The organism is Thermodesulfovibrionia bacterium, assembly GCA_030646035.1.
Classification (GTDB): Bacteria; Nitrospirota; Thermodesulfovibrionia; order UBA6902; family UBA6902; genus JACQZG01.
In genome coordinates this window covers 251,958-277,541 of the sequence record JAUSMY010000030.1, presented here as the reverse complement: position 1 = coordinate 277,541, position 25,584 = coordinate 251,958, and the positions used below count along the sequence as shown (strand labels likewise).

The following is a 25,584-nucleotide window of genomic DNA, read 5'->3' as shown; positions in this document are numbered from 1 at the left end:
TTTAAAAACCTTTGAAGAGCGCCATCTGCTCGGCCTTTTCCTCAGATGTCATGACCGGATAGTTATTGTCAAAACATGCGGTACAGTAATTATCAGGCGTAGGCACAACTTTTAATAAGCCTTCAATGCTCAGATAGTTAAGGCTGTTCGATGTAATGTACTTTTCGATCTCTTTGAGTGTGTGTGTCGCTGCGATAAGCTCGCTCCGGTTCGGCGTGTCTATGCCGTAGAAGCAGGGGCCTATCGTAGGCGGTGAGCTTATCCTCATATGAACCTCTTTTGCGCCGCCGCGTTCCTTGAGCATCTTGACGATCTTCTTGCTTGTCGTTCCCCTTACTATCGAATCATCAACCACAACTATCTTTTTGCCTTCAAGCAGATCCCTCACAGGGTTCAGCTTCAGCTTCACTCCGAAATGCCTTATGGCGCCTTTCGGCTCGATGAACGTCCTGCCAACGTAATGATTTCTTACCAGTCCGAAGTCAAAGGGTATGCCGCTCTCTTCCGCATAGCCAAGTGCGGCTGGCACTCCTGAATCAGGAACCGGGATGACGAGGTCCGCATCAATGGGATACTCTCTTGCTAACTGGCGGCCGAACTCTTTTCTTATCTTATTTACGTTCTGGTTTCCGAAGATATTGCTGTCAGGCCTTGAGAAATATACAAACTCAAATATGCAGAATGATTTTTTCGGGCAGTGAAGCGGTTTGAAAGACTGCATGCCCTTATCATTTATGACTATCATCTCTCCGGGCTCTACATCGCGCACGTAATCGGCATCTATCAGGTCAAATGCGCATGTCTCTGAGGCGATAACATGAGCGCCGTCAAACTTGCCGATGCTTAACGGCCTGAAGCCGTGAGGGTCTCTGACCGCGATAAGTTCTTTTGCGGACATTATCAGGATGCTGTATGCCCCGCGCAATTTGCTGAGCGCTTCTACTACACGCTCATAGAATGTGCCGGCCTTTGAGTTGGCGATAAGGTGCAGGATGACCTCGCTGTCGGAGTTTGACTGGAATATCGCGCCGTTCGCCTCAAGCTCATCTTTGAGCTCATTGGCGTTCACAAGGTTTCCGTTATGCGCTATGGCAAGAGGGCCGAGGTAGAAGTTCACCATTATCGGCTGGACGTTCTTCAGCACGCTTGACCCGGCGGTTGAGTAGCGGTTGTGGCCGATCGCCATATTCCCTGGCAGCCGAGTCAGTCTTTTCTCGGAAAATATGTCTGCAACAAGGCCCATGGACTTTTCAATATACAGCTGCCTGGAATCTGAAGAGCATATTCCTGCGCCTTCCTGTCCCCTGTGCTGGAGCGCGTGAAGGCCGAGATATGTGAGGTTCGCCGCGTCAGCATGATTGTAGATGCCCACGACACCGCACTCGTCATGGAACTTGTCCAAAGACAGAGAAGTGCTATCTTTCAACTGTGGCTTGCACTTAATTTTCTTTATTTTGTGATCCAATTTATTCCTGCAGAAACCGGTTGGTTTTGAAAAGTTAGTATAACATTTCCTTGAACCTATTCCCTAAGCCCTATCAACTCTTTCTTTCACACCATTCTCTCGCGTTCTGGAACATCTTAAGCCATGGAGATGCCTTAAGGTTCTGCTTCCACTCCTCAGGCATCCACGGCCACTGCCATTTCAGAAATCCTCTCTCAGGATGCGGCATCATTGCGAGGTGCCTTCCGTCAGGGGAGCAGAGTCCTGCTATGCCGTTAGTTGAACCGTTAGGGTTGAACGGGTAGGCTGTTGTTATCTCATTGCTGTCATCAACATAGCGCACAGGCGCAAGGCCTTCATCCTCTACCTTTTTAAGCATCTTCTCATCAGGGAAGTATGCCTTTCCTTCGCCGTGCGCGACCCAGACCCCGAGCACAGAGCCTTCCATACCCTTCAGCATGACAGAGTTGCCCGGCATTATCTTTACTGTAGAGAAGCGCGACTCAAAACGGCCTGATGTATTATGTATAAATCTTGGCTGAATATTATTCTCTATCCCCTGCCAAGGCACCCAGCCGAGAAGCGCCATGAGCTGGCAGCCGTTGCATATGCCGAGGCTGAAGGTGTCTTTTCTATTATAAAAGTCCTGGAACTCCTTCCATACACGCTCGTTGAACCTGATAACTCCTGCCCATCCCTTTGCCGAATCAAGAACATCCGCGTAGCTGAAGCCGCCTACAAATGCCATGCCGCGAAAGTCCGAGAGCTTCACCTTTTCATTCAGAAGGTCTGTCATTGAAATATCCCACGGTTCAAAACCTGCCTGATAAAAGGCTGACGTCATCTCCCTGTCGCTGTTGCTTCCTTCTTCGCGTATGATGGCGACCTTGTATTTCTTTTCACTCTCCAGAATCCTGGAAGGCGTCTCTTCAGGAGTGAATGAAAGCCTGAAATCCGGGCCGCTTCTGTCAGAATTAATCCTCTTCTCTTCATCAACGCATACAGGGTTTGTCTGCAGCCGGTCAAGCTGATAACTTGTCTCTTCCCATATAGCCCTTAACTCTCTCATATCTTCGTTAAGCACATCTTTATCAGCTGACTTGATAGAGACCTTTTTATCTTTAGTTGTCCTGCCGATAATGGAGTAAGATATCTCTTCATTATCAAGCAGGGATGTTATCTCTTTTTCGTTCTCAGGCAGATATTCGATTACCAAGCCGAGCTCTTCTGAAAAGAGTGCCTTCAGCGCATTATTCTCATTAACTCCTAACTCTATCGCAATCCCGCAGTTTCCTGAGAATGCCATCTCCAGAAGCGTTGTTATCAAGCCGCCGTCGCTTCTGTCATGGCCTGAAAGTATTAAATCTTTAGATATGAGATACTGAACTGCATTAAATGCCTTTCTCAGCAATACAGGATTGATGTCTGGTGCATCACTGCCAAGCTGTCCGAATACATGTGCCAATGAGCTGCCGCCGAGCCTGTTGTCTCCGTATCCCATATCGATGAAGAGCAGCCTGCTCTCTCCAGGCCTTTTGATGTCAGGTGTTATGACCTTGGTAATGTCAGGCATAGTCGCGTATGCTGAGATGACAAGTGTTCCGGGCGACTTGACCGTCTCTGTATTGCCAGATGTATCAGTGACCATGGTTGCCATTGAGAGGCTGTCCTTGCCGCCGTCAACAGCGATGCCGAGCTTTATCATGAAGTCGCTCATCGCCACTGCGGCATCATGCAGTTTTGCGCCTTCGCCGGGGAGCTTTGCCGCCCACATCCAGTTGCCTGAACACTTTATATCTTCTATGGATGATATCTTTGCCCAGACCATATTGGTCAGCGCCTCGCCCACACACATCCTCGCCATTGACGCAGGGTTCAAAATACCTTTGATTGGCTGTTCACCTATTGATAAAGCAGCGCCTGTTATTCCGCTATGGCTCTGGCTGATAACAGCAACGTCCGATACGGTAAGCTGTAACGGCCCGGCGCACTGCTGGCGTGCTATCAGGCCTGTAACGCTCCTGTCGACTTTGTTTGTAAGAAACCTCTTTGATCCGACAGAGACGAGCCTGAGCACTCTGTCCAACGCATCTTTAACTGTAATATCTTCAGGCAGTTTCAGAGGTTCTGGTTTTGAGAGGATGCGCTTCATCTCAAAGGTCTTCTGCGGCATGTGGCCGAGAACTTTTTCAAGATCAAGGTCTACAGGTGTGCTGCCGTCATTATCGTCATGAAGGACTATCCTGCCGTCGCCTGTTATCCTGCCGATGAATGCGTAAGGCACCTTTTCACGAGCGCAGAGCTCATCAAAAAGTCCCGCATCCTCAGGCCTCAAAAGCAGGGCGTTCTGTTCCTGATATTCCGCGCCCCATATCTCAAGCACAGAGAGCGTTTCATCACCGACCTGTATCTTTCTCACTTCGATCTTTGCGCCCGCGGGGTAGATTATCTCTTTCACAACATTGCAGTTTCCGCCTGCTCCCTGGTCGTGTATGCTGACTATCGGGTTCTTCTCACCCATCTCAACACAGGCTCGGAGGACCCTGTTCATCTTCTGCTCCATCTCTGCATCGCCGCGCTGGACTGCGTTGAAATCGAGGTCTTCAGCATTTTCACCCTGTATCATGCTTGATGCAGCTCCGCCGCCTATGCCGATACGATAAGCCGGCCCGCCGATCTTTACCACGCACATTCTCTTTTCAGGCTCGCCCTTTTTAACATGGCTTGAGCTCATCTGTCCGATTCCTGCTGTGAACATTATCGGCTTCAGCCATTCTGAACGTTCGCCGTTCGGCAGCCTCATTCCGAATGAACGCGTAAAGCCCTGGATAAGAGGCTCGCCGAATTTATTGCCGTAATCAGAAGCCCCGTTGCTCGCCTGTATCTCAATATCAAGAGGCGATGCGAGGTTTTTCGGATATGTGAATCCTTTATCTTCCCACGGCAGTTCATAGCCCGGGATATGCAGGTTTCCTACACAGTATGCCGCTGTGCCTGCGCCGACTAGTCCGCCCCTTCCTGTTCCCTGTATGTCCCTGAGCCTTCCGCCCGTGCCTGTCTCAGCTCCGGGAAAAGGAGCGATGCCGCTTGGGAAGTTATGCGTCTCAGCCGTAAATATAATGTCGTAATGGAGCTTCTCTTTTCTGAAGCGTGACGGCTTGCCAGGGTCTTCAGGTATTATCGTATCGATCTCATAGCCCTTGATAGAACTTGAATTGTCATTGAACGCGATAACGCTGTTTCCGGGTTTCCACTTCAGCGGCCTCATCACCAGTTCGATGAGCGTGTGAGGGATCTCTTCCCCGTCGATCTTCAGCAGCCCTTTAAAGAACCAGTGCCTTGAATGCTCGCTGTTGGACTGGCTCAGGTCAAAGCACTCGACATTGGTCGGGTTTCTTCCGATATCATTTACAAAGAGGTTGTAATAATAGTCAATGTCCCAGTCATCCAGCCCAAGCCCCATCTTCCTGTTGATCTTCTCAAGCGCTGATTTGCCCTCTTCAATGAATGGTATCTCAAATACCGGTTCAGGTTTGATCCCTGTCTCAAATGTCTTGAGCGGTTCGGGATAAGGGCACTCGGTCATTCTGTCGTAAAAGAGCGATGAGTGATGCGAAATCAGTGAAGAAAGAAAACCCCTCCCGTCCTCCCCTTGGCAAGGGGAGGAGCAAGGTGGGGTTTCTTCACCTAAAACAAACTCAAATCTCCTTGAGCGTTCAATGCGTTTTATCTTCTTAAGCCCGCATGCATGGCATACGGATACTGCGTTTGATGACCAGGCGGTTGCGAAGTTCATGCGGGGGCCGGCTTCCAGGATAACCCCCCTTTGTCCCCCCTTGGTAAGGTGGGAATTAAAGGTTAGAAAACTCTCATTTGAGAAATTCTCAGGTTCGAAGGTTTCTGATAGCAGCCATGTCAGCAGCTTCATCTCTTCAGAAGAGAGGGATTCGGATGCGTCTATATTGAAGCAGAACTCTGTCCTGATGTCCGCAATATCTGAGGATATCCTCTTCTTTACAACAGACAAAAGGTCATTTTTCTTAGCCTCGGAAAAGGCAGGGGTTCTGTAAAGGTGTATCAAGCTCAATAGGGTCTCGCAATACAATGGATTAAAGATTCCCCGCAAGCTGCGGGAAATCTTAATGGTAATGAATTATTATTTATATTCGCTCACTGCCGTCAGGCAGGCTCGCTGTCCATTTAAAGCAGACTATTTTAGCATTTTAGGGGATTGATGTCATTTTGTGGCGCAGGGACAATTTTTTTATCCAATTTTTCTGATCGGGGCTTTATGAACCAGCCCTAAAGTAATATCTCTCTCTTCGATATCGACCTTCTCCACCCTTACCATGACCTTGTCGCCAAGGGTGAAGGTTCGTTTTGAGCGCCTGCCTTTGAGCCTGTATCTTGCCTCATCAAAGATGTAGTAATCGTCACCCATGTCTGAGACATGTATGAAACCGGTCACAAAATAATCCTGAAGCTGGACAGCCATACCCTTTGGATTTATGTTGCTCACCATTCCCTCATACTCGTTGCCGACCTTGTCCTTCATGAACCATGCCTTCATGGCGCTCACGATCTCCCTCTCAGCCTCCATGGAAGCGCGCTCGGTCTTTGAGGACTGGAGCGCTATCTCGGCAAGGTTCTTTTCAAGGAACTCCCTGCTCTTGTCTGAGAGCTTCTTCTTGTTGACGATCTCCCTGAGCACCCTGTGCACAACAAGGTCGGGATAACGCCTGATTGGTGAGGTGAAGTGCGTATAGCTATCTGAAGCAAGGCCGAAATGCCCAACGTTATCTTTGGAATACTTTGCCTGTTTCAGAGAGCGGAGCAGGAGCGTGTTTAAAAGCGTTTCTTCAGGCAGGCCCTTTGATGCTTCAAGTATGGCGTGAAATGCCTTGACCCCTTTTGTCTTTATCTTCAAGCCGAAGGCCCTGAGTATCGGCATCAGCTCGTCAAGCTTATCTGTGTCAGGCTCTTCATGTATTCTGTAAAGCGACGGCACTCCAAGGCCCTCAAGATATGATGCCACAGCCTCGTTCGCCGCTATCATGAACTCTTCGATTAGCATATGGCTCATGTTGCGGTCTGCTCTGATGATGTCCTCAGGCGTTCCCTGTATATCAAGAATGATGTACGGCTCCGGCAGGTCAAAGTCAAGGCTGCCGCGCTGTATCCTCATCTCTTTCAGGATCAGGTAAAGCTCCTTCATTATCTCGAAGTTCTCAAGCAGATAACCGTATTTTTCCCTCTCAGCAGGGTCATTATCCACAAGGATCTTCTTTACGGAGTTATAGGTCATCCTCTCATTGCTGTTTATGATGCTTGGATAGAATTTCCTCTTTATCAGCTTGCCGTTTTTGTCTATGTCCATCTCAGCTGTGAATGCGAAACGGTCTACCTTCGGCATAAGGCTGCAGAGGTTGTTTGATAACCTTTCAGGGAGCATAGGTATGACATTTCCCGGGAAGTAGATGCTCGTGCCTCTCTCCCTTGCCTCAAGGTCAATATCAGTATCCCACGGCACATAGTGGCTGACATCAGCGATATGCACATAGAGTTTATGGCCTTCAGGGATCTTCTTTATTGATATCGCGTCATCAAAGTCCTTGGCATCCTCACCGTCTATTGTTACGGTCAAAAGGTCTCTGCAGTCGACCCGGTTGTCAGGGCTTAATATCTCGCTGAAGCCCTTTGCCTCTCTCAGCACATTGTCAGGGAATGCGAGCGGCAATGAGCGCTCCTCAATTATCATATCTATCTCGCGGCGCGGCTCATCCACCTCAGGCAGCACCTTCAGCACCTTTCCTTCAGGAGGCCTTGTGGCTGTCGGGTATGATGTCAACTCCACAAGCACAAGGTCTCCGTCTTTAGCCTTACCCCTGTCATTCGGCGCTATGAAGACATCAAGCGGCAGCCTCCTGCCTTTGGGCTTTACATAGAAGGTGGTCTTTTCAAGATAGAGCCTGCCTATGATATTCTTCTGCCCTCTTGCAAGGATCTTTAATACCGAGCCTTCTCTTCTTATGGAGCTTTCAACCCGAACAACGACACTGTCGCCTGACATTGCGCCGAGCGTCTTTCTGGGCGGGATGAATATATCCTTTTCACCGGACTTCTCAGGAAGCACAAATCCGAAGCCATTCTTGTGCGCCTCAAAGATACCGGAAAGAAGGTTCATCTGTTCAGCTACGCCGTAGCATCCTGTGCGGGTCCTGAATACCTTGCCTGACTGAACAAGTGATTCAAGCATCTGGCCGAGCTTGCGCACGCCTGATTTATGAGTGCCGAGCTGCTTTGCCAGTTCTTTGAGCTTCAGGGGTTTGGAGGTCTTCTTGCTGAGGTAGGTGAGGATCGCTTCGCTGTCTTTTATATTTTTTGGATTCATCTTACTTAAGATTATAACAGTATCCGGCTGACAAAACTAATCAATAAGATATCATTTGTGATTTGCTCTCTTAAGATGCTCTTTCAGGTATCGGCCGGTATGTGATTTTTTGTCTTTTGCAATATCCTCCGGCCTTCCTTCAGCAACTATATATCCGCCTTTCTCCCCGCCCTCAGGGCCAAGGTCGATTATCCAGTCAGCGCATTTTATCACATCAAGATTGTGCTCGACTATGACCACGGTATTGCCGGCGCTCAGCAGGTGGTCGATAACTTTAAGCAGCTTTGTGATGTCCTCGGGATGAAGCCCCACGGTCGGCTCGTCCAGTATATACAAATAGTCTGTCCTGCTTCCTGCCCCAAGCTCGGCGCATATCTTGAGGCGCTGTGATTCACCTCCTGAGAGCGTCGTGACCGGCTGGCCCAGCCGCAGGTAGCCGAGGCCTACTGAAGACATGAGCTCAAGTTTTTTCAGAAGCGACGGCACACGATTGAAGAATTTGACAGCTTCATCAACCGTGAGGTTCAGCGCCTCATGTATATTTTTACCGTTATAGGTGATGTTCAATATCTCAGGACGGAACCTTTTACCTTTGCACTCTTCGCAGGTTATATAGAGATCCTCAAAAAAATACATCTCAAGCTTTTGGTAACCTACGCCTTTACATGCGCTGCACCGGCCTTCCTCTGCATTGAATGAAAAGTGGCCCGGCCCGAAGCCGAGATTCTTCGCAGCCTGCTCATCGGCAAAGATCTTTCTTATATGGTCGAACCCTTTTATGTATGTGACAGGATTTGAACGCGGGCTCTTGCCTATGGGCTGCTGGTCTATGATCCTTACGCCCTTCAGATGCTCAATGCCGTGAATGGACTCAAAGGGCTCAGGTGTTTCAAAGCTCTCTTTAAATGCGTTTGCAAGGGCTCTGTATAATGTCTTGTCAATGAGCGTGCTCTTGCCTGAACCTGATACGCCTGTTACGCAGGTGAATCTCTGAAGTGGGATGCTGATATTGATATCCTTGAGATTATTACCGCTCGCATTCTTTATCGTAAGAAAATTGCCGCTGCTCATCCTCCTGCTCTTTGGCGCAGGTATGATGCCGGTCTCTTTAATGTATGTTGCGGTCAATGTATCGCTCTTTAGAAAGTCTGCCACTGTGCCTGTAAATATCAGCCTGCCGCCTTTCTCCCCGCCTCCCGGCCCAAGTTCAACGACCCAGTCAGAGGATTCTATGATCGACTTGTCATGTTCAACAGTGATGACCGTATTTCCTATTTCAGCAAGCTCTATCAAAATGTCGGCTATCTTCTTTACATCCCGTGCGTGAAGCCCGACAGTCGGTTCATCGAGCACATAAAGCGTGCCTGTGAGTTTTGATGCGAGCTGGTTTGCAAGGTTGATCCTCTGCGACTCTCCGCCTGAGAGCGTCTTTGTGAGCCGGTTGATGGTTAGGTATTCCACGCCCACTCGAATAAGAAAGTCGAGCTTCTGCCTGATCTGCCTTATTATCTCGCCTGTGACCTCTTCTTCATATTTTGAAAAAGTAAGGCCTGCGATAAATTCCCTAAGATTTAAGATCGGCATATCAGAGATCTGCGCGATATTAAGCCCGCCGATCGTAAAGGCAAGCGCCTCACGGCTCAGCTTGCTTCCTCCGCAGTTCCCGCATTGCACAGCCTCTCTGTACCTTGTCAGGAAGACCCTTACATGGAGTTTGTATCTCTTGTTCTCAAGCTCGGCAAAGAAATCATTGATCCCGTAGAAGTCTTTACTGCCTTCAAAGATCAGGGCTTTGGATTCCTGCGGCAGATCTTTATAAGGCATATCAAGCCTGATGCCTGCTTTTTTAGCTTTCTTGGCAAACTGTTCGTACCACCAGATATAAGACGGCTTGTTCCATGGGTCGATAGCGCCTTCTTCAAGTGACAGGTCTTTATCAGGGATGATAGAGCCTTCGGAATACTTAAGCGTGTTGCCGAAGCCTTTGCATTCAGGGCACGCGCCTAAAGGATGGTTGAATGAGAAGAGCAGAGGCTGGGGCCTTGCTACTTCGATATCGCATTTATGGCATTTAAGCGCTGATGAAAAGAGCAGGGGCATGTTCTCCTCTTCGCTCTTTACTATAACTATCTTTACATTACTGCCGCCGTGCTGCCATGCGGTCTCGATCGAATCAGAGAGCCGCGGCTCGTCCTTTATTATCAGCCTGTCAAGCACGATGTCGAGTGTATTCTGTTTTGTATCAAGTGAAGCGAGCTCGGTTATCTTCCCGTCTATCAATACACGATGAAATCCCTCTTTCTGAAGTTCCTGCACCGGACGCTTAGTCTGGAAGATTATTAGTGCTTTCTCTCCGTTATATTTCTCTAACAGTTCCTGCACAACTGAAGAAGGTGACCATGACTTAAGCGCATCCCCGCACACAGGGCAATGCGGCTGCGCGATCTTTGAGAAGAGCAGCCGCAGGTAGTCAGAGATCTCTGTCATGGTGCCTACGGTGGAGCGGGAGGTCTTGACCGTGTTCCTCTGTTCAAGCGCGATAGCCGGCCTTATGTTCTGAATGCTGTCGACATCAGGCCTGTCTAACTTTTCAAGAAAGAGCCTTGCATAGGTGGAGAGCGACTCTATAAAACGCCACTGCCCCTCTGCAAATATAGTATCGAACGCAAGCGATGATTTTCCAGAGCCTGATATGCCGGTGAAGGTGATCAGCTTGTTATGGGGAAGGGTGAGGCTGATGTTCTTCAGGTTGTTCTGCCTGGCCCCTTTGATTATCAATTTATCCACTGACATTCGGATATTTTAGCAGTTCAGGAGGGTAAAATCATTTTTTTAGACCGTATGGCATAATATATCCCGGCTTTGGTTTTCTACCGGTAATTAGTTGCAAATCCGGAACCGCCTTTATCAAATCTTTCAACCACAACAGGACAATGGATAAATACATACGCTCTCTCAATCCAGCGCAGCATGAGGCGGTCACAACTACGGAAGGCCCGCTTCTTGTGCTTGCAGGCGCAGGTTCAGGAAAGACAAGGGTCATAACCGTCAGGGCGGCGTATCTCATTCATAAAGGCATATCTCCTGATTCTCTCATAGCTGTGACATTTACAAACAGGGCGGCGCGTGAGATGCGCGGAAGGATAACCTCCATCTTAAAGAAGAGCAAGAAGAAGACACCTATAGTTTCGACATTCCATTCCCTCTGCCTGCAGATACTCAGAAAGGAGATGAAGCATGTCGGCCTGCGGAAGAACTTCACCATCTATGACACCTCAGAACAGGCGTCTCTGTTAAAGAACCTTCTTATAGATATCAGCTTATATGACAAGCAGTTCAAGCCTGAGGTGATACTTGACAGGATAGGGAAGCTCAAGAACTCTTTCACAGCTCCTGAAGATATGGACAGCACGGGGCATGACCCGCTCTCTATCATAACGGCAAGGGTATATCCTGAGTATCAGAAGACGCTCAGGGCGATGAATGCTGTTGACTTTGATGACCTGCTCCTTCTTGTGATAAAGCTCTTCAGGGACGTTCCGGCTGTATTAGAGGAGTACAGGGAGAAGTTCAGGTATATCATGGTTGATGAGTACCAGGATACGAACAGGGTGCAGTACACATTGCTTAAGCAGCTCGCAGGCAAGAGAAAGAACCTCTGCGTGGTCGGTGATGACGACCAGTCGGTCTATTCATGGAGGGGCGCGAGCCTCGGCAATATCCTTGATTTTGAAGGCGACTTCAAAGGGACAAAGGTGATACGGCTTGAGCAGAACTACCGTTCTATGGGAAATATACTGACAGTTGCAAACAGCGTCATAACAAATAACAGTCAGAGAATGGTGAAGTCCCTCTGGACATCTGAAGGCACAGGCCCTGTGATAAAGATAATAAAGGCACCTGACGGCGAGGGTGAGGCGCGGATCGTTGTTGGGAAGATACAGGAGCTCATGGAGACCAGAAAACTCGACCACAAAGATTTTGCAATCATATACAGGGCGAATGTCTTTTCAAGGCTCTTTGAAGAGGAGCTGCGCAGAAAGAAGATGCCGTACACTGTGGTAGGCGGAACGAGCTACTTTGACCGGAAGGAGGTGAAGGACCTCGCATCCTACATGAAGATCATCCTGAACAAATATGACGATGTCAGCCTTCTGAGGATAGCCAATGTTCCGAGAAGGGGCATAGGCATCACCTCTATCGGAAAGATGCACGACCATGCCGGAGCGCAGAAGATATCTCTCATGGATGCCTTCATCAACGCAAACGGCGTGGAAGAGGTCAATGCAAAGACCGCAGCCAACGCGGCTGCCTTGGCAGATATGCTCAAGCGTTACAGGACAGACTTTTCAAAAGGCAAGGATATGGCAAAACTGCTTGCCAAGTTCATAGATGAGATAGGGCTTCACGACCATATAAGAGGTTTCTATAAGACAGATGATGTGGTGGAGAAGCGCATAGATAATGTGACGGCATTTATTGAATCGCTCAAATATTATGAAGAGAATGAAAAGTCGCCGTCACTTCAGGGATTCATAGAGACGCTCGCGCTGGATGACAAGCCTGAAAAAGAGAAAGAGAACAGCGGCGTCACCCTCGTATCGCTTCACTCTTCAAAAGGGCTTGAATTCCCTGTCGTCTTCATAGTCGGGGTTGAGCAGGATATGCTTCCACACAGCAAGTCGATTGATGAACCGGGCGGGCTTGAGGAGGAGCGGAGGCTGATGTATGTCGGCATCACAAGGGCGATGAAGGAGCTCTTTCTCACCTACACGGCATACAGAATAAAATACGGCACAAAGACCCTGAGCATGCCGTCACAGTTCATCGCGGAGATGCCTGATAAGGTTATCGAGCATATCGGAATCGAAGGCGAGGGTGAAGAGATGGATGCTGAGGAGATAGATATTAAGGCTGACTATGACAGGATCATGGGGATACTTAATGGTTGATGGTGGGGGGGGATAAAAAAATGACCTGTGAGACTTGTTCAATCCAATGTGTTAGACTTTTCTTCCTTGCTATTTTTATTTCCAAATAATTTAAACTCAAAATAACCTATTATTGAAAAATAAATTACCCAAATATACCAAGTTTTTTCCATATTAAATGGGCCGCCTCTTCCAGATTGATACGTGCCAACTTCATCAGCAATTGCCATAGTAATAACAAACAAGATTGCAGCAACAGTAATCCCAATAATCTTTTTTTGAGCATGATTAAATTTCTTTGATAAATTGTCTAAGTATTTAACGATAAATGATGGCATTATAAATGCTGGCATTATTATTGAAAAATAAATTACCCAAATATACCAAGTCTTTTTCATATTAAATGGGCCGCCTCTTCCAGATTGATACGTGCCAACTTCATCAGCAATTGCCATAGCAATAACAAACAAGATTGCAGCCATAGTAATCACAATAATCTTTTTTTGAAAATGACTAAGTTTTTTTGACATATCGATAAATGTTGGGAACATTATAGAAGAGAGATTGTTTGTTGACTGATTATCAGGTTTTGCATTTGCAAATTTGTTTCCCTCAACTGACGTTATCTGGGTGTTGTCTGTTTTATTCTCTACAGTTATTGGCATCTTATAACCGCAAAGACATTCCGTTTTTATAATACCATCAATAATATAATCAGCATTTTCAGAATTACATTTTGGACATTCCCAACTCATCTGGATACTCCTTCACAAATATCACCTGAGATTATTTGATGTCTGATCCCATTGCTTTACTCTATCAGTGTAGTTGTACATATGTTCTTACTCACTTGTTGTTACTTCAGGATTTGTTTTCAATTTTTCATCTCTCTTTGCACGTGACAACTTAACTTTCTCTGGCATAATGAACATATATATGAAAAACTTTGAAATAAAATCATGAACCTCGGTTACATCATTAGAATCAACTTCTTTAAGATTATCTTTGTCTGGATGTGCTCCCCAATTACCGAATATTCTTATTTGATGAGCCCAATCCTTAATGTCTTTCGGTAAGCTGTCTAAGGAATCTATCTGCTTGATTAAATCTAGTTTATGATCTGCACCAAATATGACGATAGCACTTTGAAGTGCTCGGCGGAACATTGAACAACTCGCTCTGTTTGCTCCTATTGATTTGCACTTCAATGCTTCTTGGTAGTCTGAAAGCACTTGATCAGGAATATACTCTTTTTCTTGTTTACTTAATTCATCGTCAAAAGATATTGGAAATTTCTCATCCCAGCCTTTGGCTTCCAAATGTTCATTATTGCTGTAAGGGTTTTGTCTGAAAAAAAAGGTTTTTAAAAGTAATTTCTTGCATGGTTTACATCTAAAAATAACATAGAATTCTTTGTCGCCATTATTAAGGGAGTGATAATCATTCCACAATTTTTCTATGTGCACTTTTGCACCGCAGTGTGGGCATTGGTCTATCAAGTCTTTGACATGGGCATCAATTAGATTATGTGCTTGTTTTATTTCCATAGACACCTCTTAATGGTCTTATTTACTACTCCAACAATTGTCTTATTTTGTGGAATAAGAAAATTATAGTTGTATGAGCAATAAAATACAATCACAAAATGAGAATGACCTTTCTTGTAAAATCCCCACCTTTACTAATGCGTGGGATTAGTTAATCAGTTATCTGGATAATTTCATCTTCTGCTTTGTAATATGGTGATGTATGAAAATTCTATGCTTGACACTGGTTAACGTGTAAGTTAACATAACTATGAACAGGACAGTCACATTTTACAGAACGGCTGACGGTAAATGCCCTTTAGAAGTTTTTCTTGATTCATTATCAGGGAGGACAGCACAAAAAGTAACCTGGGTATTACGTTTATTGGAAGAACTGGAAGTTGTGCCGTCGTCCTACTTAAAGAAACTTGTTAATACAGAAGAGATATGGGAGTGCCGGGTGCAGTATGGCTCGAAATCAATTAGGATTCTGTGCTTCTTTGCCGATAATTCATCAGTCGTACTTACGCATGGATTTTTGAAGAAGAGCAGAAAGACGCCAGTGAAAGAGATTGAACGGGCAGAAGCTTACAGAAGAGACTTTATAAGGCGGAGGATTAAATTATGAGCGATCTTAAGAAATATATAGCTAAAAGAAAGAAGACTGATAGTAATTTCGCAAAAGGCTATGAGGAAGGATATAAAGAGTTCAAGGTCGGCGTTATGCTTCGTGAGGCGCGTGAATCGTCCGGGCTTACGCAGGAAGAGCTTGCAAAGAGGCTGAAGACGAAGAAGACCGCGATATCCAGAATTGAGAATCATGCCGAGGATATCAAGCTTTCAACATTGATACGTGTTGCAGATGCGCTTGGCAAACGGTTGATGGTTAATATCACTTAAACTTTTCAAGAAAGGCCTTGATCTTCTCACCGTTGTTTTCATTTTTAGCCCATCGCTTTATCTCTTTTATATCTATCTCTTGTGATGCTGCAACCATGACAGCCTGTTCAAGAGATTCTTTGTCGTCCCAATGGATATAGGCGGCTAACCTGTCTTTTACGCAGTCTGTCGGGGTTAGGATATTTATTGAACCTGCGTCAGATGAAATCGTGTTGAATTTATTAATTGGCTCGTTCCCGATCGCAACCGGCGGCACTAGGAATTCGAGAAAGAATTTACAGTCAGGATGACTATAGTATTTTTTCTTGTCATACTTAAATCCTATTTCTTCCAGAGCGGCTTTGATCTTTCTACTCGATTCATGGGTTACAAGATCCAGGTCGTATGACATGTATCGGTTTTCTGAATAAATAGAGACGCAAGCTCCTCCGACAAGTACGGCGCTTATATCATGGCTGGATAAATGAGCGCCGATCATTTCTGCCAATTCCTTGATCGTAATTTTCTTGAGATTGATTTTCTTCGTCACAGGGGTTTGCCGGTTCTTCTCGGCCTTTTACGGCTTACGGGTTCATAGTATTTTTCTTTCATTTCTCTTGGAAGAAATTCATATGCCTTCTGTATTAACTGTTTTAATTCCGGCAGGAAGGGGTATCTTGTGTTGAATTGAAACAATCTGGTGTTGCCTTCCTTAAAACTGACCAGAATATTCGCCTTTTCCAGTTTTTGCAAAGTGGTCTGAAAGCCGAAGAGTGCTGTCCCGAAGCAGTCAGCAAGTTGTTTTGCGTAACATTTCTCATTAAGAAGGATGGTGAAGAGTATCCGTTCTGTATTTTGATTTCCAAATAATATCTCAAGCATGATTTAAGCTCCTACCAATTATATTGGTTATATTACCACAATAATTGGTAGCTTGCAAGATGCTGAGGAGGTAGGGCGGGGTGTTTTGTTCAGGCAACCTTAAATGATTCTAAGAGCTCGCTGTTGCTCGGAAATCTCTGGAGCATCTCTATCAGCTTTTCCATAGCGGTAATATTATTCATCGATGCCATGCCTCGGTGCAATAATGTAAGGCGTTTGTATTCTTCAGGCTCAAAGAGAAGTTCAGCGCGCCGGGTACCGCTCTTCGGCACATCGATTGCCGGGAAGACCCTCTTTTGTGCCAGTTCTTTTGAGAGCACCAGCTCCATATTGCCCGTGCCTTTGAACTCCTCAAATATAACAGTATCCATAGCGCTGCCTGTATCGACAAGGATCGTCGCGATGATAGTTATAGAGCCCATCCCCTCTACATTCCGGGCGGTGCCAAAGATACGGCGCGGCACTTCAAGCGCGCCTGCGCCAACTCCTCCGGACATCGTGCGCCCTCCGCCACGGTGCTGTGTGTTATGCACCCGCGCCAGACGCGTAAGTGAATCAAGCAGTATCATCACATCATGCCCTGCTGCAGCTTCTTTAAAAGCCTCTGCGATAACCTTATCCACGACCTTGATATGACTCTCATTGCTGTTATCCATGGACGAAGAATATACCTTGGCAGTCACGCTGCGCGTAAAATCAGTCACCTCTTCCGGACGCTCATCGACAAGTACGCAATATACCTTCATGTCAGGATACCCGTTTGTCACCGCATTGCAGATATTCTTTAAGAATGTCGTTTTGCCCGACCCTGGCGATGATACTATAAGGGCACGCTGGCCCATGCCTATCGGACAGATAAGGTCAAGCGCACGCACGGAGATATCGTCACTGCCCTTCTCAAGAATGATGCGCGAATGCGGATTTACCGCCGTACCGTCGAGAAACTTTTTCTCATCAGGCGAAACAGCCCTGCGCGCCGGCACATTTGAACGCTGCTGCGGCCGTGATTGCCCGCGCCGTGAATTTGAACCATACGAACTCATATTTACTCCTTAATCTGTTGTTTTAAATAGCAGGACGTTATACCGGAGATTTCAGAATGTTTTTTTGTTCAGCTCTCAGAGCTTTAAATACTATGTATCTATTGTACTTTAATTTGGCTTTTTTGTTTTAGCAGGTGGGTGTTTTTTAAGTTGTCCCTATAAAAAATCATAACTCCCCTTTACCCCCTCTTATCTTAAGAGGGGGAGAGGCGGAGCCTGGGGGCGTTACCTAAGTGGAGAATGTCTTTACACCAACCGGTATCTGTCGATAACCTGAAGCGGGTCGATGAGGGCCATCTTCTTCGGGTCGCTTATATCCTTCCAGCCGAGAGCATCGTATGAAATTCCCGTGGATGCGGGGAAGCCTATTGATATGTGCAGGTGAGGGCGCATGCCTGATCTTGATTCCTTTATGCCTGCGACCTTTGCGATAACATCTCCTGCCTCGACAATCTTTCCGATACAGATATCATCTTCAGGAACTGTGTGTCCGTAGATCGTGCAGAACTCGCTCTTGTTATTTACGACAGAATGCTTAACAACTATTGACCTTCCGATGAAGTCATCAATGACAGCAGCGACAACTCCGTCATAAAGACACGGAACCTTCATGCCTTCGGCAATGTTATGGATATTTTCCTGACCGTCTGTGTAAACGCAGAGATCTATCCCCTCATGCGGGGCACTGCGCATAGCGCCATTGTCCCACCATTTGTCAGATGAATTAAAGAGCATCCCGGGATACAGGAGCCACTCTCTGAAGCCGTCTTCAGGGAGCAGGTTCTTTTTAATGAAGTTATGCGTGAACTCTGTTTTGTTCAGTCTGATTCCCATGATATACTAATTATCATACAGAAAAAACCACGGAGGAATATATGAAGATCGAACTTGAAGGCACGCTGCTAAGGATGACACCAGAGACTGACAGGGAGAAGAAAGAGCTTAACCAGCTCTGGACGATAATCATTGATTGCGCAAATACCAACAAAAAGCTCGTTCCGGTCGGTGAGTATCTGCCGGGAGTGAAGGAAGTCGCCACATTTAATATAGAGTAGTTTGTTTCTGCTGTCAGTGCTTGATCATCTCATCAAGCCCGAAATCAGGCACAGCGCCCAGAAGCAGATAGAGCCTGTCAGAGAGCAGAAGTATGCCGAATGATATCAGGAGCAGTCCGCTCAGGATCATTATGACTCTCATGTATTTCTGTATCGCGCTGAAGTGGCTGATAAAGTAGCTCATGGCAAGTGATGTAGCGAGAAACGGGATGGCGAGCCCGAGCGAATAAACTACCAGCAATTTGAATCCGTACATGACAGAGCCTGATGTGCCTGCCACAAGAAGTATCGAGCCGAGTATGGGACCTATGCAAGGCGTCCATCCGGCGCCGAATGTGAGTCCGACTATCACAGAACCTAAATATCCGCGGGGCTTATGCTTCAGGTGCACGCGGTGCTCGGCAGAGAGGAAGTTGAGCTTTATAACCCCCATCACATACAGCCCGAAAAAGATTATGACCGTCCCGCCGACTATCCTTATCTGGTCATAATAGTAAGCAAGGTATTTTCCAAGGAAAGAAGAAGAGACGCCGAGCAGGACGAATACGGTTGAAAAGCCCAGGATAAAGGCGGATGAATTTATAAGTGTGACAAGCCGGATATGTTTGGCATGCGCCTTGTCCCCTGCCTTGAAATCCTCAAAAGATATGCCGGTTATGTAAGATACATAAGAAGGTATCAGCGGCAGAACGCATGGCGAGAGGAAGGAGAGTATTCCGCCAAGAAAGGCGCCGAGATAACTGATATTGCTCATCTTGCACACTCCGTTTTGCAGCCCTTTATTTTTTCGATAGCATGAGGCAGCACCTTTATTATTACCGCCAGATTCTCCTGAACAGCTTTAGGACTGCCGGGCAGGTTTATGATAAGCGTCTTCTTTCTAACTCCTGCGACCGCCCTTGAGAGCATTGAATAAGGCGTCTTCTTAAGCCCTTCAAAGCGCATCGCCTCAGCTATGCCTGGTATCTCCTGATCTATGACCTCGCGAGTTGCTTCGGGCGTGACATCGCGCGGCGACAGACCTGTCCCTCCTGTGGTAAGTATGAGGTCAGCCTTTCTGCATAAAGATATGAGCTTCTTCTTTATCAAGGCCTTTTCATCTGGCAGGATGTCGTAGCTTATTATTTCCGCATCTATCTTCTTCATCATCTTTTCAATAGTCGGCCCGCTCGTGTCCTCTCTCTTTCCTTTTGAGCCTTTATCGCTTAATGTGAGTATGGAAACTTTTATCATAAATCCCTAATCTTTGACTACTATTTTATCCCCTTTTTTTATCTTCCCGCCCTTCAATACCTTCACAAAGATGCCCTCTTTCGGCATTACGCAATCTCCTGCCTGATAATAGATCGCGCATTTATTATGGCACTCCTTACCTATCTGAGTCACTTCTACCTCAGCCTCTTCGCCTATCGTCATCCTTGTGCCTATGGGAAGGGAAGGGAGGTCGATACCTTCTGTTGTGATGTTCTCTGCGAAATCTCCCGGCACTACCTTCAGCCCTTTATCCTGCATCTTTTTGATGCTCTCCAAAGCGAGTAGGCTGACCTGCCTGTGCCACTTGTCCGAAGCGTGGCCGTCGCTCTCGATCCCGAAGTTCTCTATTAAGAGCGCCTCGTCAACAGGTTTTTTTCTGACGCCTTTTTTGGCGCTTATGTTGATTGAAACTACCGCAGCATTCATTGTCATAAGATTAGCACAGCTACTTTATCTTAGCACCTTCTTTTATATCTTTCTCCGGCATAAGTATGGAGAGCACCCCGTCGCTGTCTGTTGCGGCAAGGAGCATTCCATTGGATTCAACGCCCATGAGTTTGGCAGGCTTCAGATTCGTTACAACAACGATCTTCTTACCGACCAGGTCTTCAGGCGCATATATCTGCCCGATCCCAGCGACCACTTGTCTCTGCTCGCCTGTGTATATCTGAAGCTTGATAAGTTTATTTGATTTGGGAACGCGCTCTGCCTCAAGCACCTTGCCTATCTTGAGCTGCACCTTTGCAAAGTCTTCTATGGAGATTAAATTAGCGCCTTCTGTATCCCCACTTACTAAGGGGGGACTAAGGGGGGTAGTCTTTTCTGTCATCTTCTTCACCTCTATCCTTGGAAATAACTGCTCACCTTTAGAAACTTTTATCTCATACTCCGGTTTCCAGTCCCATGTGAAAATATTCTTATCGCCTGCTTCTTCTGTTAATGACTTCAATCCGAGCTGCTTCCACATCTTCTCTGATGTCTCAGGCATGAACGGATAGAGCGAAAGAGCGGAAAGCCTCAGCGCGTTCCAGAGATCGAACATGACATCTTTAAGCTGCGCCTGATCATCTTTTGCAAGCTTCCACGGCTCTGTCTGTGCGATATGATTGTTGGCAGCCCTGATGATCTCCCAAATGTTGTCGAGTATATGGTTGAAGCGCAACTGCGGCCAGTTCTGAGCATTATGGTGAACCGAGTGATTTACATTAATGCAATGTTTAATGAAATCGCTTGATGAATCGCTCTGTTTTTCAATCGTCCCATTAAAAAACTTCTCAGCCATCGTCATGAATCTGCTCAAGAGATTGCCGAGGTCATTGGCAAGTTCGGTATTGATGCGGTTTATCAATGCGTCTTCTGAATAATTCCCGTCAAGTCCGAAAGGAACTTCTCTGAATAGGAAATACCTGAAGGCATCCACTCCGTATTTACCTGCCAGTTCATTCGGGTCAACCACATTGCCGACTGACTTTGACATCTTCTTCCCTTCAACCGTCCACCATCCGTGCGCAAAGATATTTTCAGGCAGCTGATATTCAAGCGCCATGAGCATTGTTGACCAGTAGACCGCATGGGTTGTGAGTATGTCTTTGCCTACAAGGTGATGGCTTGCAGGCCACCAATCACCCTCCCTCAGCCCCCCCTTATCAAGGGTGGGATGGGGGGGTGATAGATATTTTGTGGCTGAATAATAATTCAGAAGTGCATCGAACCAGACGTATGTCACGAACTCTTTATCAAAAGGAAGCGGTATGCCACATGCGAGCCTTGCTTTCGGCCTTGATATGCAGAGGTCGCCGAGGTCGTTATTATTTAGAAAGCCGAGCACCTCGTTCCTGCGCGTCTCAGGCAGAATATAAGATGGGTTGTCTCCAATATATTGGATCAGCTTCGCCTGATATCTTGACATAAGGAAGAAATAATTCTCTTCCTGTATCTCCTCCACCGGCCGGCCGCAGTCAGGGCAGTTCCCGTCGACAATATCTTTTTCAGTCCAGAAACGTTCATCAGGGGTGCAGTACCAGCCTGAGTAAGTCCTTTTAACGATCTCCCCTTTATCAAAAAGCGTTTGAAGCGACTGCTGTACGATCTCAATATGGCCCGCGTCAGTGGTCCTTATGAAATTATCATTTGAGATATTCAGGGTCTTCCATAGGGCTTTGAAGTTCTCTACCATTATATCGGCATGTGCTTTTGCGGTCAGCCCCTTTGCAGCAGCAGCCTGCTCCACCTTCTGGCCGTGCTCGTCTGTTCCTGTAAGAAAAAAGACATCATCGCCTTTAAGCCGGTAGAATCTTGCAAGTATATCAGCGGCTACAGTTGTATACGCATGCCCGATATGCGGGACATCATTTACATAATATATCGGGGTTGTGATGTATCTCTTATTTGCCATCTTGTTTAGGGCCTGCCTGATTCGGGTTGCTTCCGCCTTTATTTTCTGAATTCTTCTTCTTCCAGAACCTTCTGCGTTTATTTGATGAACTGCCCGGCCTCTTCGGCCTGTCGTCGGTTTTCTGGCCTGGTGGAGTACCCTGCCTTGAAGCTTCACCGGATCTTTCAGCGATGACAGGAGCAGGAGTTGCCTCTTCTGTTTCAGGCGTCAATGATACTGCTGGTGCATCCGCCACTATTGTCTCCAGTACGGGCTCGACCTCATCTAATAGTTCAACATTATTATCTATGGGTTCGGCAGGCATCGTCCTTCCGCTGCCTCTGGCTTTTCTTCCTGAGGAAGAGGCGGCCCTGGCTTTTTTCTTATCCGGATCCTCAACCTCATAATTAAGGCAGCACATCAGCCTTCCGCATATTCCTGAAAGTTTCCCCTGGTTTATGGATAGCTCCTGTTTTTTTGCCATCCTTATTGAGATAGGTTCAAAGTGTGTAAGGAACCTGCTGCAGCATGTTTCGCCGCCGCAGATGCCTATCCCGCCGATGAGCTTTACCTCATCCCTCACCCCTATCTGCCTCATCTCTATGCGTGTCTTGAATTTCGCAGCAAGGTCTCTGACAAGGTCTCTGAAGTCCACACGGCTGTCGGCTGTAAAGTAGAATATAAGTTTTTTTCTGTCCAGCGTAGACTCTGTTGTGACGACCTTCATGTCAAGGCGGAGTTCATGCGACTTGCCTGCGCAGAACATCTTTGCCTCGTGCTCAAAAGCGCGGTTCCCTTCATCGGTCTTAAAATCATTCTCAAGCGCTATCCGCAGGACTTTTTTGAGAGGTTCTTTCGTCTTCTCAATTATCTCTTTTGGTCTTATGATAGTGCCGAGGCTCAGGCCGATGTCGGATTCCGCAACCACGCGCGTGCCGACCTCTGCATCGATGTTGTTCATCTCGAGTATCGATGTTTTATTCCCGGTCTTGAACCTGACGTGGACAACGGTGGTGGTGTTATTATTATTATCTTCAACCTTCTCTTGTTCGATCGTTTCAGGCATTCATCCTCCCGAGAGTTTTTTTAATAAGCATGCTGGTGTGATAGACCGTGATGGGTATATTCAGGTTAAAGTTCAGCAGCCCTTTTATCTCATCCAGTTTGTGCGACAACTTAATTATATCCTTTAATAATGCTTTTTTTGAGAGTTTTGCTATCTCATCAGCTTTATCTTTATTTATGAGCAGGTCTTTTCTGCCTGTCGCATTAAAGACCGCGATGTCCCTCAGCCAGAGCTGGCACCAGTCAAACCACTCCTGCATCTCATCCCTGTCAGCCCATATCTCCTTTTCAGGGTTATCAAGCATCATAAGGAACTTGCCAAAGAGTCCATCCCGCTGTTTGACAAGGTCTTCATTGAGGGCGTATCCAAGCCTTCCGCCTGACAGCGCGCTTATAAGCAGCAGCTCATCTTCATCCGTGACCTTGCTTCTCTTTGAGAGCAGTTCTCCCATCTTTAAGATCGGGAGCGGCGAGAAGATTATATTCTGGCACCTTGAACGTATCGTCTTTAGGATCATCTCAGGCCTTGATGTTATAAGGATAAGAAGGCTCATTGAGGAAGGCTGTTCAAGCGTCTCAAGGAATGCGTTTGCAGCCGATGTGTTGAGCGTCTCGGCATTATCGATTATGACCACCTTCCATCTGCCTTCAAACGGTTTGAAGGATAGTGATTCCTGTATCCTTCTTATTGAGCCGATCTTTATCTGTCCGCTCTCTTCTTCGTTTCCAATTATGGTTACATCCGTATGTATGCCTTTGTCGATCCTGACGCATGACGGGCATTGATCGCATGAATCGATCACGGGTTCGGACGCCCCCACCTTAATAAGGGGGGTATGGGGGGGTATGCAGTTAAGCGCTTTAGCGAAATTTATCGCGGTAAGCTTCTTCCCGATGCCTTCCTCGCCTTTAAAGAGCATGGCATGAGGTACACGGTCTTTTGCAATAACTCCTTTGAGTATATTTATGGCGTTGCTCTGCCCGATTATGTCTTTGAAGGCCATATCTTTTCAACGATCTCAATGATTTTCATTCTTATATCTTCCTGCCCTGAAGAAGCGTCAATGACCCTAACCCTTTCAGGCTCGTCTTCAGCTATCTCAAGATAGCCGCTTCTCACGCGATTATGAAACTCTATCGCTTCAAGTTCAAACCTGTCCTCTTTCTGCGCCTGCCTGTTCCTTCTCAGCCCCTCTTCAACATCTATGTCCAATATGAATGTCAGAGATGGTTTTGAATGTCCCACTACCATTTGATTTAAAGGATTAATGATATTGAGATCCACCCCGCGCGCAAATCCCTGATACGCGACTGTGGAATCGGCAAACCTGTCTGTGATCACGAAAGAGCCTTTCTCAAGCGCCGGGTCGATAACTTCCCTGATATGCTGCGCCCTGTCTGCGTAATAAAGAAGGAGTTCGGTGAGCGGGTCCATATGGTTTTCCGGCTCAAGCAGAAGCTTCCTTATCTTCTGCCCTATTCTTGTCCCGCCAGGCTCAGCTGTTAAAATAACATCATGCCCCTGCTTTCTCAGATGTTCGGCAAGAAGCGAGGCCTGTGTGCTTTTGCCTGAGCCTTCAGTGCCCTCAAAAGAGATGAACTTCTTACTTGCTGACATATCTTCCCTTTAATTCTTTTAGCAGTGTGAATGCCTTGATGGCGTCAGCCGGCATAAGCGAGCCTGTGCCGCATGAAGGGGTGAGTATGACCTGGTTTCTCAGCTTCTCCCTTGATATCCCTGCCTCTTCAAGCGAGTTAAGCCCTCTTTCAAGCTGTTCATGTAATATTTGAATATCAACGTTCTTGATATCATCTGTCGTTGGGACGATACCCCATGCGATATAGCCGTTATTGTCTATGAATTTCTTCATCTCTTCAGGATAGATGCTCAATGTGTTCCAGAAGAAGTAAGCGTCAAAGTTGAATACATCAAGCCCGGTTGCCAGAGCCAGTGTCCAGTCAGCCTTGCCGCAGCAGTGTATCCCGGCGGCAGCTCCGCAATCTTGTATATGTTTAATGGTTCCTTTCAGAAGTCTGAGCGCCTCTTCTGTGCTGACGCCCATATATGATGATGAGCCAAGCGCTGAGAGTATTGGTTCATCAATAAAGAAGAGCACTTTTTCACAATAAGGCTTGAGCATGTCTATCTGCCAGCTTATCTTGCCCTTAAGGAATTCAAACGCAAGCTCCCTCATCTCTTCGTCAAAATAGATAGGCCTCTTATTGTTATCTGTTAGCCCTAACATGAATGTGAGCGGGCCTGTGGCATGGCCTTTGACCGACTTATATTTTTTGCCCCTCTCTTTAAGTATGTCCACAAATGCGTATAGCCCGGCAGCGTAATCCTTTGAAGTGGGGAAGCCGGTATTATTTGCGATATCTTCATAGAATTTCGTCAAAGCGCCTTCATCAGCCTTTCCGACATAGATATGCTCATCCTCGATCTTTACAAATGGAAAGCCTTCGGAATATTGAGGTACCATCAGCTCAAGAAAGCTTCTGTGGGGCAGCTGCGGCCAGAAAGGGATATCCACATGGTCGAGGATTATATTACATGCCTCAACTGGGTCTTTATGGGGTAGGCTTCCGATGCCGGTTGTGCTGAAACTCTGGAACATAGCTATTAATCATACGCTATAGGGGGAGTAACTTTCAAACTTACGGTCTGGTTTAATATATCGTATTTATATGGTTCTTTCTCTGACTTTCTGATGTATAATTGGGAAGATGTAAGAAATTA

At 46.7% G+C, this 25,584-nt stretch carries 22 protein-coding genes; 4 read left to right on the top strand and 18 right to left on the bottom strand.

What is annotated here, in order from left to right; translation table 11 throughout:
* Position 1: 1 nt before the first annotated feature.
* From purF to uvrA, 4 genes are all read right to left on the bottom strand, one after another.
* On the bottom strand, positions 2 to 1,426 hold the full coding sequence (gene purF / locus Q7U10_04960; protein MDO8281961.1) for an amidophosphoribosyltransferase: 1,425 nt from the start codon (positions 1,424 to 1,426) through the stop codon (positions 2 to 4).
* A gap of 112 nt (positions 1,427 to 1,538) precedes the next feature.
* Complete coding sequence (purL, locus tag Q7U10_04955) at positions 1,539 to 5,531, bottom strand: phosphoribosylformylglycinamidine synthase (GenBank protein MDO8281960.1); 3,993 nt, start codon at positions 5,529 to 5,531, stop codon at positions 1,539 to 1,541.
* A gap of 177 nt (positions 5,532 to 5,708) precedes the next feature.
* Positions 5,709 to 7,835 (bottom strand): ribonuclease R, encoded by a 2,127-nt coding sequence (gene rnr / locus Q7U10_04950; GenBank protein ID MDO8281959.1) that lies wholly within the window; start codon positions 7,833 to 7,835, stop codon positions 5,709 to 5,711.
* Between the two features lie 51 nt (positions 7,836 to 7,886).
* Positions 7,887 to 10,622 (bottom strand): excinuclease ABC subunit UvrA, encoded by a 2,736-nt coding sequence (uvrA, locus tag Q7U10_04945; protein MDO8281958.1) that lies wholly within the window; start codon positions 10,620 to 10,622, stop codon positions 7,887 to 7,889.
* Between the two features lie 146 nt (positions 10,623 to 10,768).
* Between uvrA and Q7U10_04940 the strand changes: the two genes are divergently transcribed.
* Positions 10,769 to 12,787, top strand: a complete 2,019-nt coding sequence (locus tag Q7U10_04940; GenBank protein MDO8281957.1) for a UvrD-helicase domain-containing protein — start codon at positions 10,769 to 10,771, stop codon at positions 12,785 to 12,787.
* Between the two features lie 38 nt (positions 12,788 to 12,825).
* Here the strand turns inward: Q7U10_04940 and Q7U10_04935 are convergent, their stop codons facing one another.
* Positions 12,826 to 13,521 (bottom strand): hypothetical protein, encoded by a 696-nt coding sequence (locus Q7U10_04935; protein ID MDO8281956.1) that lies wholly within the window; start codon positions 13,519 to 13,521, stop codon positions 12,826 to 12,828.
* A gap of 87 nt (positions 13,522 to 13,608) precedes the next feature.
* Positions 13,609 to 14,313 (bottom strand): DUF4145 domain-containing protein, encoded by a 705-nt coding sequence (locus tag Q7U10_04930; protein ID MDO8281955.1) that lies wholly within the window; start codon positions 14,311 to 14,313, stop codon positions 13,609 to 13,611.
* Between the two features lie 250 nt (positions 14,314 to 14,563).
* On the opposite strand from Q7U10_04930, the gene Q7U10_04925 reads away from it, so the two are divergent.
* Both Q7U10_04925 and Q7U10_04920 read left to right on the top strand, forming a co-directional pair.
* Positions 14,564 to 14,920: a type II toxin-antitoxin system RelE/ParE family toxin gene (locus Q7U10_04925; GenBank protein ID MDO8281954.1), complete on the top strand. Its 357-nt coding sequence runs from the start codon at positions 14,564 to 14,566 to the stop codon at positions 14,918 to 14,920.
* A complete protein-coding gene (locus Q7U10_04920) occupies positions 14,917 to 15,192 on the top strand; it encodes a helix-turn-helix transcriptional regulator (protein ID MDO8281953.1) in 276 nt (91 codons plus the stop codon). The genes Q7U10_04925 and Q7U10_04920 overlap by 4 nt, the downstream gene beginning before the upstream one ends.
* Here Q7U10_04920 and Q7U10_04915 read toward each other — a convergent pair.
* The 4 genes from Q7U10_04915 to Q7U10_04900 form a co-directional block, all read right to left on the bottom strand.
* Complete coding sequence (locus tag Q7U10_04915) at positions 15,185 to 15,721, bottom strand: hypothetical protein (protein ID MDO8281952.1); 537 nt, start codon at positions 15,719 to 15,721, stop codon at positions 15,185 to 15,187. The genes Q7U10_04920 and Q7U10_04915 overlap by 8 nt on opposite strands.
* Entirely contained in the window at positions 15,718 to 16,053 is a 336-nt protein-coding gene (locus Q7U10_04910; GenBank protein MDO8281951.1) for a winged helix-turn-helix domain-containing protein, read from the bottom strand. The genes Q7U10_04915 and Q7U10_04910 overlap by 4 nt, the downstream gene beginning before the upstream one ends.
* 89 nt (positions 16,054 to 16,142) lie before the next feature.
* Positions 16,143 to 17,096, bottom strand: coding sequence for a transcription termination factor Rho (gene rho / locus Q7U10_04905; GenBank protein MDO8281950.1), 954 nt, complete (start codon positions 17,094 to 17,096; stop codon positions 16,143 to 16,145).
* 246 nt (positions 17,097 to 17,342) lie between these two features.
* Positions 17,343 to 17,930 carry a M23 family metallopeptidase gene (locus tag Q7U10_04900; GenBank protein MDO8281949.1) on the bottom strand — a complete coding sequence of 196 codons (588 nt, stop codon included), beginning with the start codon at positions 17,928 to 17,930 and terminating at the stop codon, positions 17,343 to 17,345.
* Between the two features lie 41 nt (positions 17,931 to 17,971).
* Here Q7U10_04900 and Q7U10_04895 point away from each other — a divergent pair, with 41 nt between their 5' ends.
* A complete protein-coding gene (locus Q7U10_04895) occupies positions 17,972 to 18,151 on the top strand; it encodes a hypothetical protein (protein ID MDO8281948.1) in 180 nt (59 codons plus the stop codon).
* A gap of 13 nt (positions 18,152 to 18,164) precedes the next feature.
* Here Q7U10_04895 and Q7U10_04890 read toward each other — a convergent pair whose 3' ends face one another.
* From Q7U10_04890 to Q7U10_04855, 8 genes are read right to left on the bottom strand one after another with little or no spacing between them, the layout of a single operon-like run.
* Positions 18,165 to 18,905 (bottom strand): cytochrome c biogenesis protein CcdA, encoded by a 741-nt coding sequence (locus tag Q7U10_04890; protein ID MDO8281947.1) that lies wholly within the window; start codon positions 18,903 to 18,905, stop codon positions 18,165 to 18,167.
* Complete coding sequence (locus tag Q7U10_04885; GenBank protein MDO8281946.1) at positions 18,902 to 19,384, bottom strand: MogA/MoaB family molybdenum cofactor biosynthesis protein; 483 nt, start codon at positions 19,382 to 19,384, stop codon at positions 18,902 to 18,904. Before Q7U10_04885 ends, Q7U10_04890 begins: the two co-directional genes overlap by 4 nt.
* Before the next feature lie 6 nt (positions 19,385 to 19,390).
* Complete coding sequence (locus Q7U10_04880; GenBank protein ID MDO8281945.1) at positions 19,391 to 19,831, bottom strand: MOSC domain-containing protein; 441 nt, start codon at positions 19,829 to 19,831, stop codon at positions 19,391 to 19,393.
* A gap of 19 nt (positions 19,832 to 19,850) precedes the next feature.
* Positions 19,851 to 21,800 carry a methionine--tRNA ligase gene (gene metG / locus Q7U10_04875; GenBank protein MDO8281944.1) on the bottom strand — a complete coding sequence of 650 codons (1,950 nt, stop codon included), beginning with the start codon at positions 21,798 to 21,800 and terminating at the stop codon, positions 19,851 to 19,853.
* Positions 21,790 to 22,845: a regulatory iron-sulfur-containing complex subunit RicT gene (gene ricT / locus Q7U10_04870; GenBank protein MDO8281943.1), complete on the bottom strand. Its 1,056-nt coding sequence runs from the start codon at positions 22,843 to 22,845 to the stop codon at positions 21,790 to 21,792. Before ricT ends, metG begins: the two co-directional genes overlap by 11 nt.
* Positions 22,838 to 23,848 carry a DNA polymerase III subunit gene (locus Q7U10_04865; GenBank protein ID MDO8281942.1) on the bottom strand — a complete coding sequence of 337 codons (1,011 nt, stop codon included), beginning with the start codon at positions 23,846 to 23,848 and terminating at the stop codon, positions 22,838 to 22,840. Before Q7U10_04865 ends, ricT begins: the two co-directional genes overlap by 8 nt.
* Complete coding sequence (gene tmk / locus Q7U10_04860; protein ID MDO8281941.1) at positions 23,830 to 24,462, bottom strand: dTMP kinase; 633 nt, start codon at positions 24,460 to 24,462, stop codon at positions 23,830 to 23,832. Before tmk ends, Q7U10_04865 begins: the two co-directional genes overlap by 19 nt.
* The gene (locus Q7U10_04855; GenBank protein ID MDO8281940.1) at positions 24,449 to 25,462 is read right to left on the bottom strand and encodes a hypothetical protein; all 1,014 of its coding nucleotides are present in this window, start codon (positions 25,460 to 25,462) and stop codon (positions 24,449 to 24,451) included. Before Q7U10_04855 ends, tmk begins: the two co-directional genes overlap by 14 nt.
* Between the last annotated feature and the right edge of the window lie 122 nt (positions 25,463 to 25,584).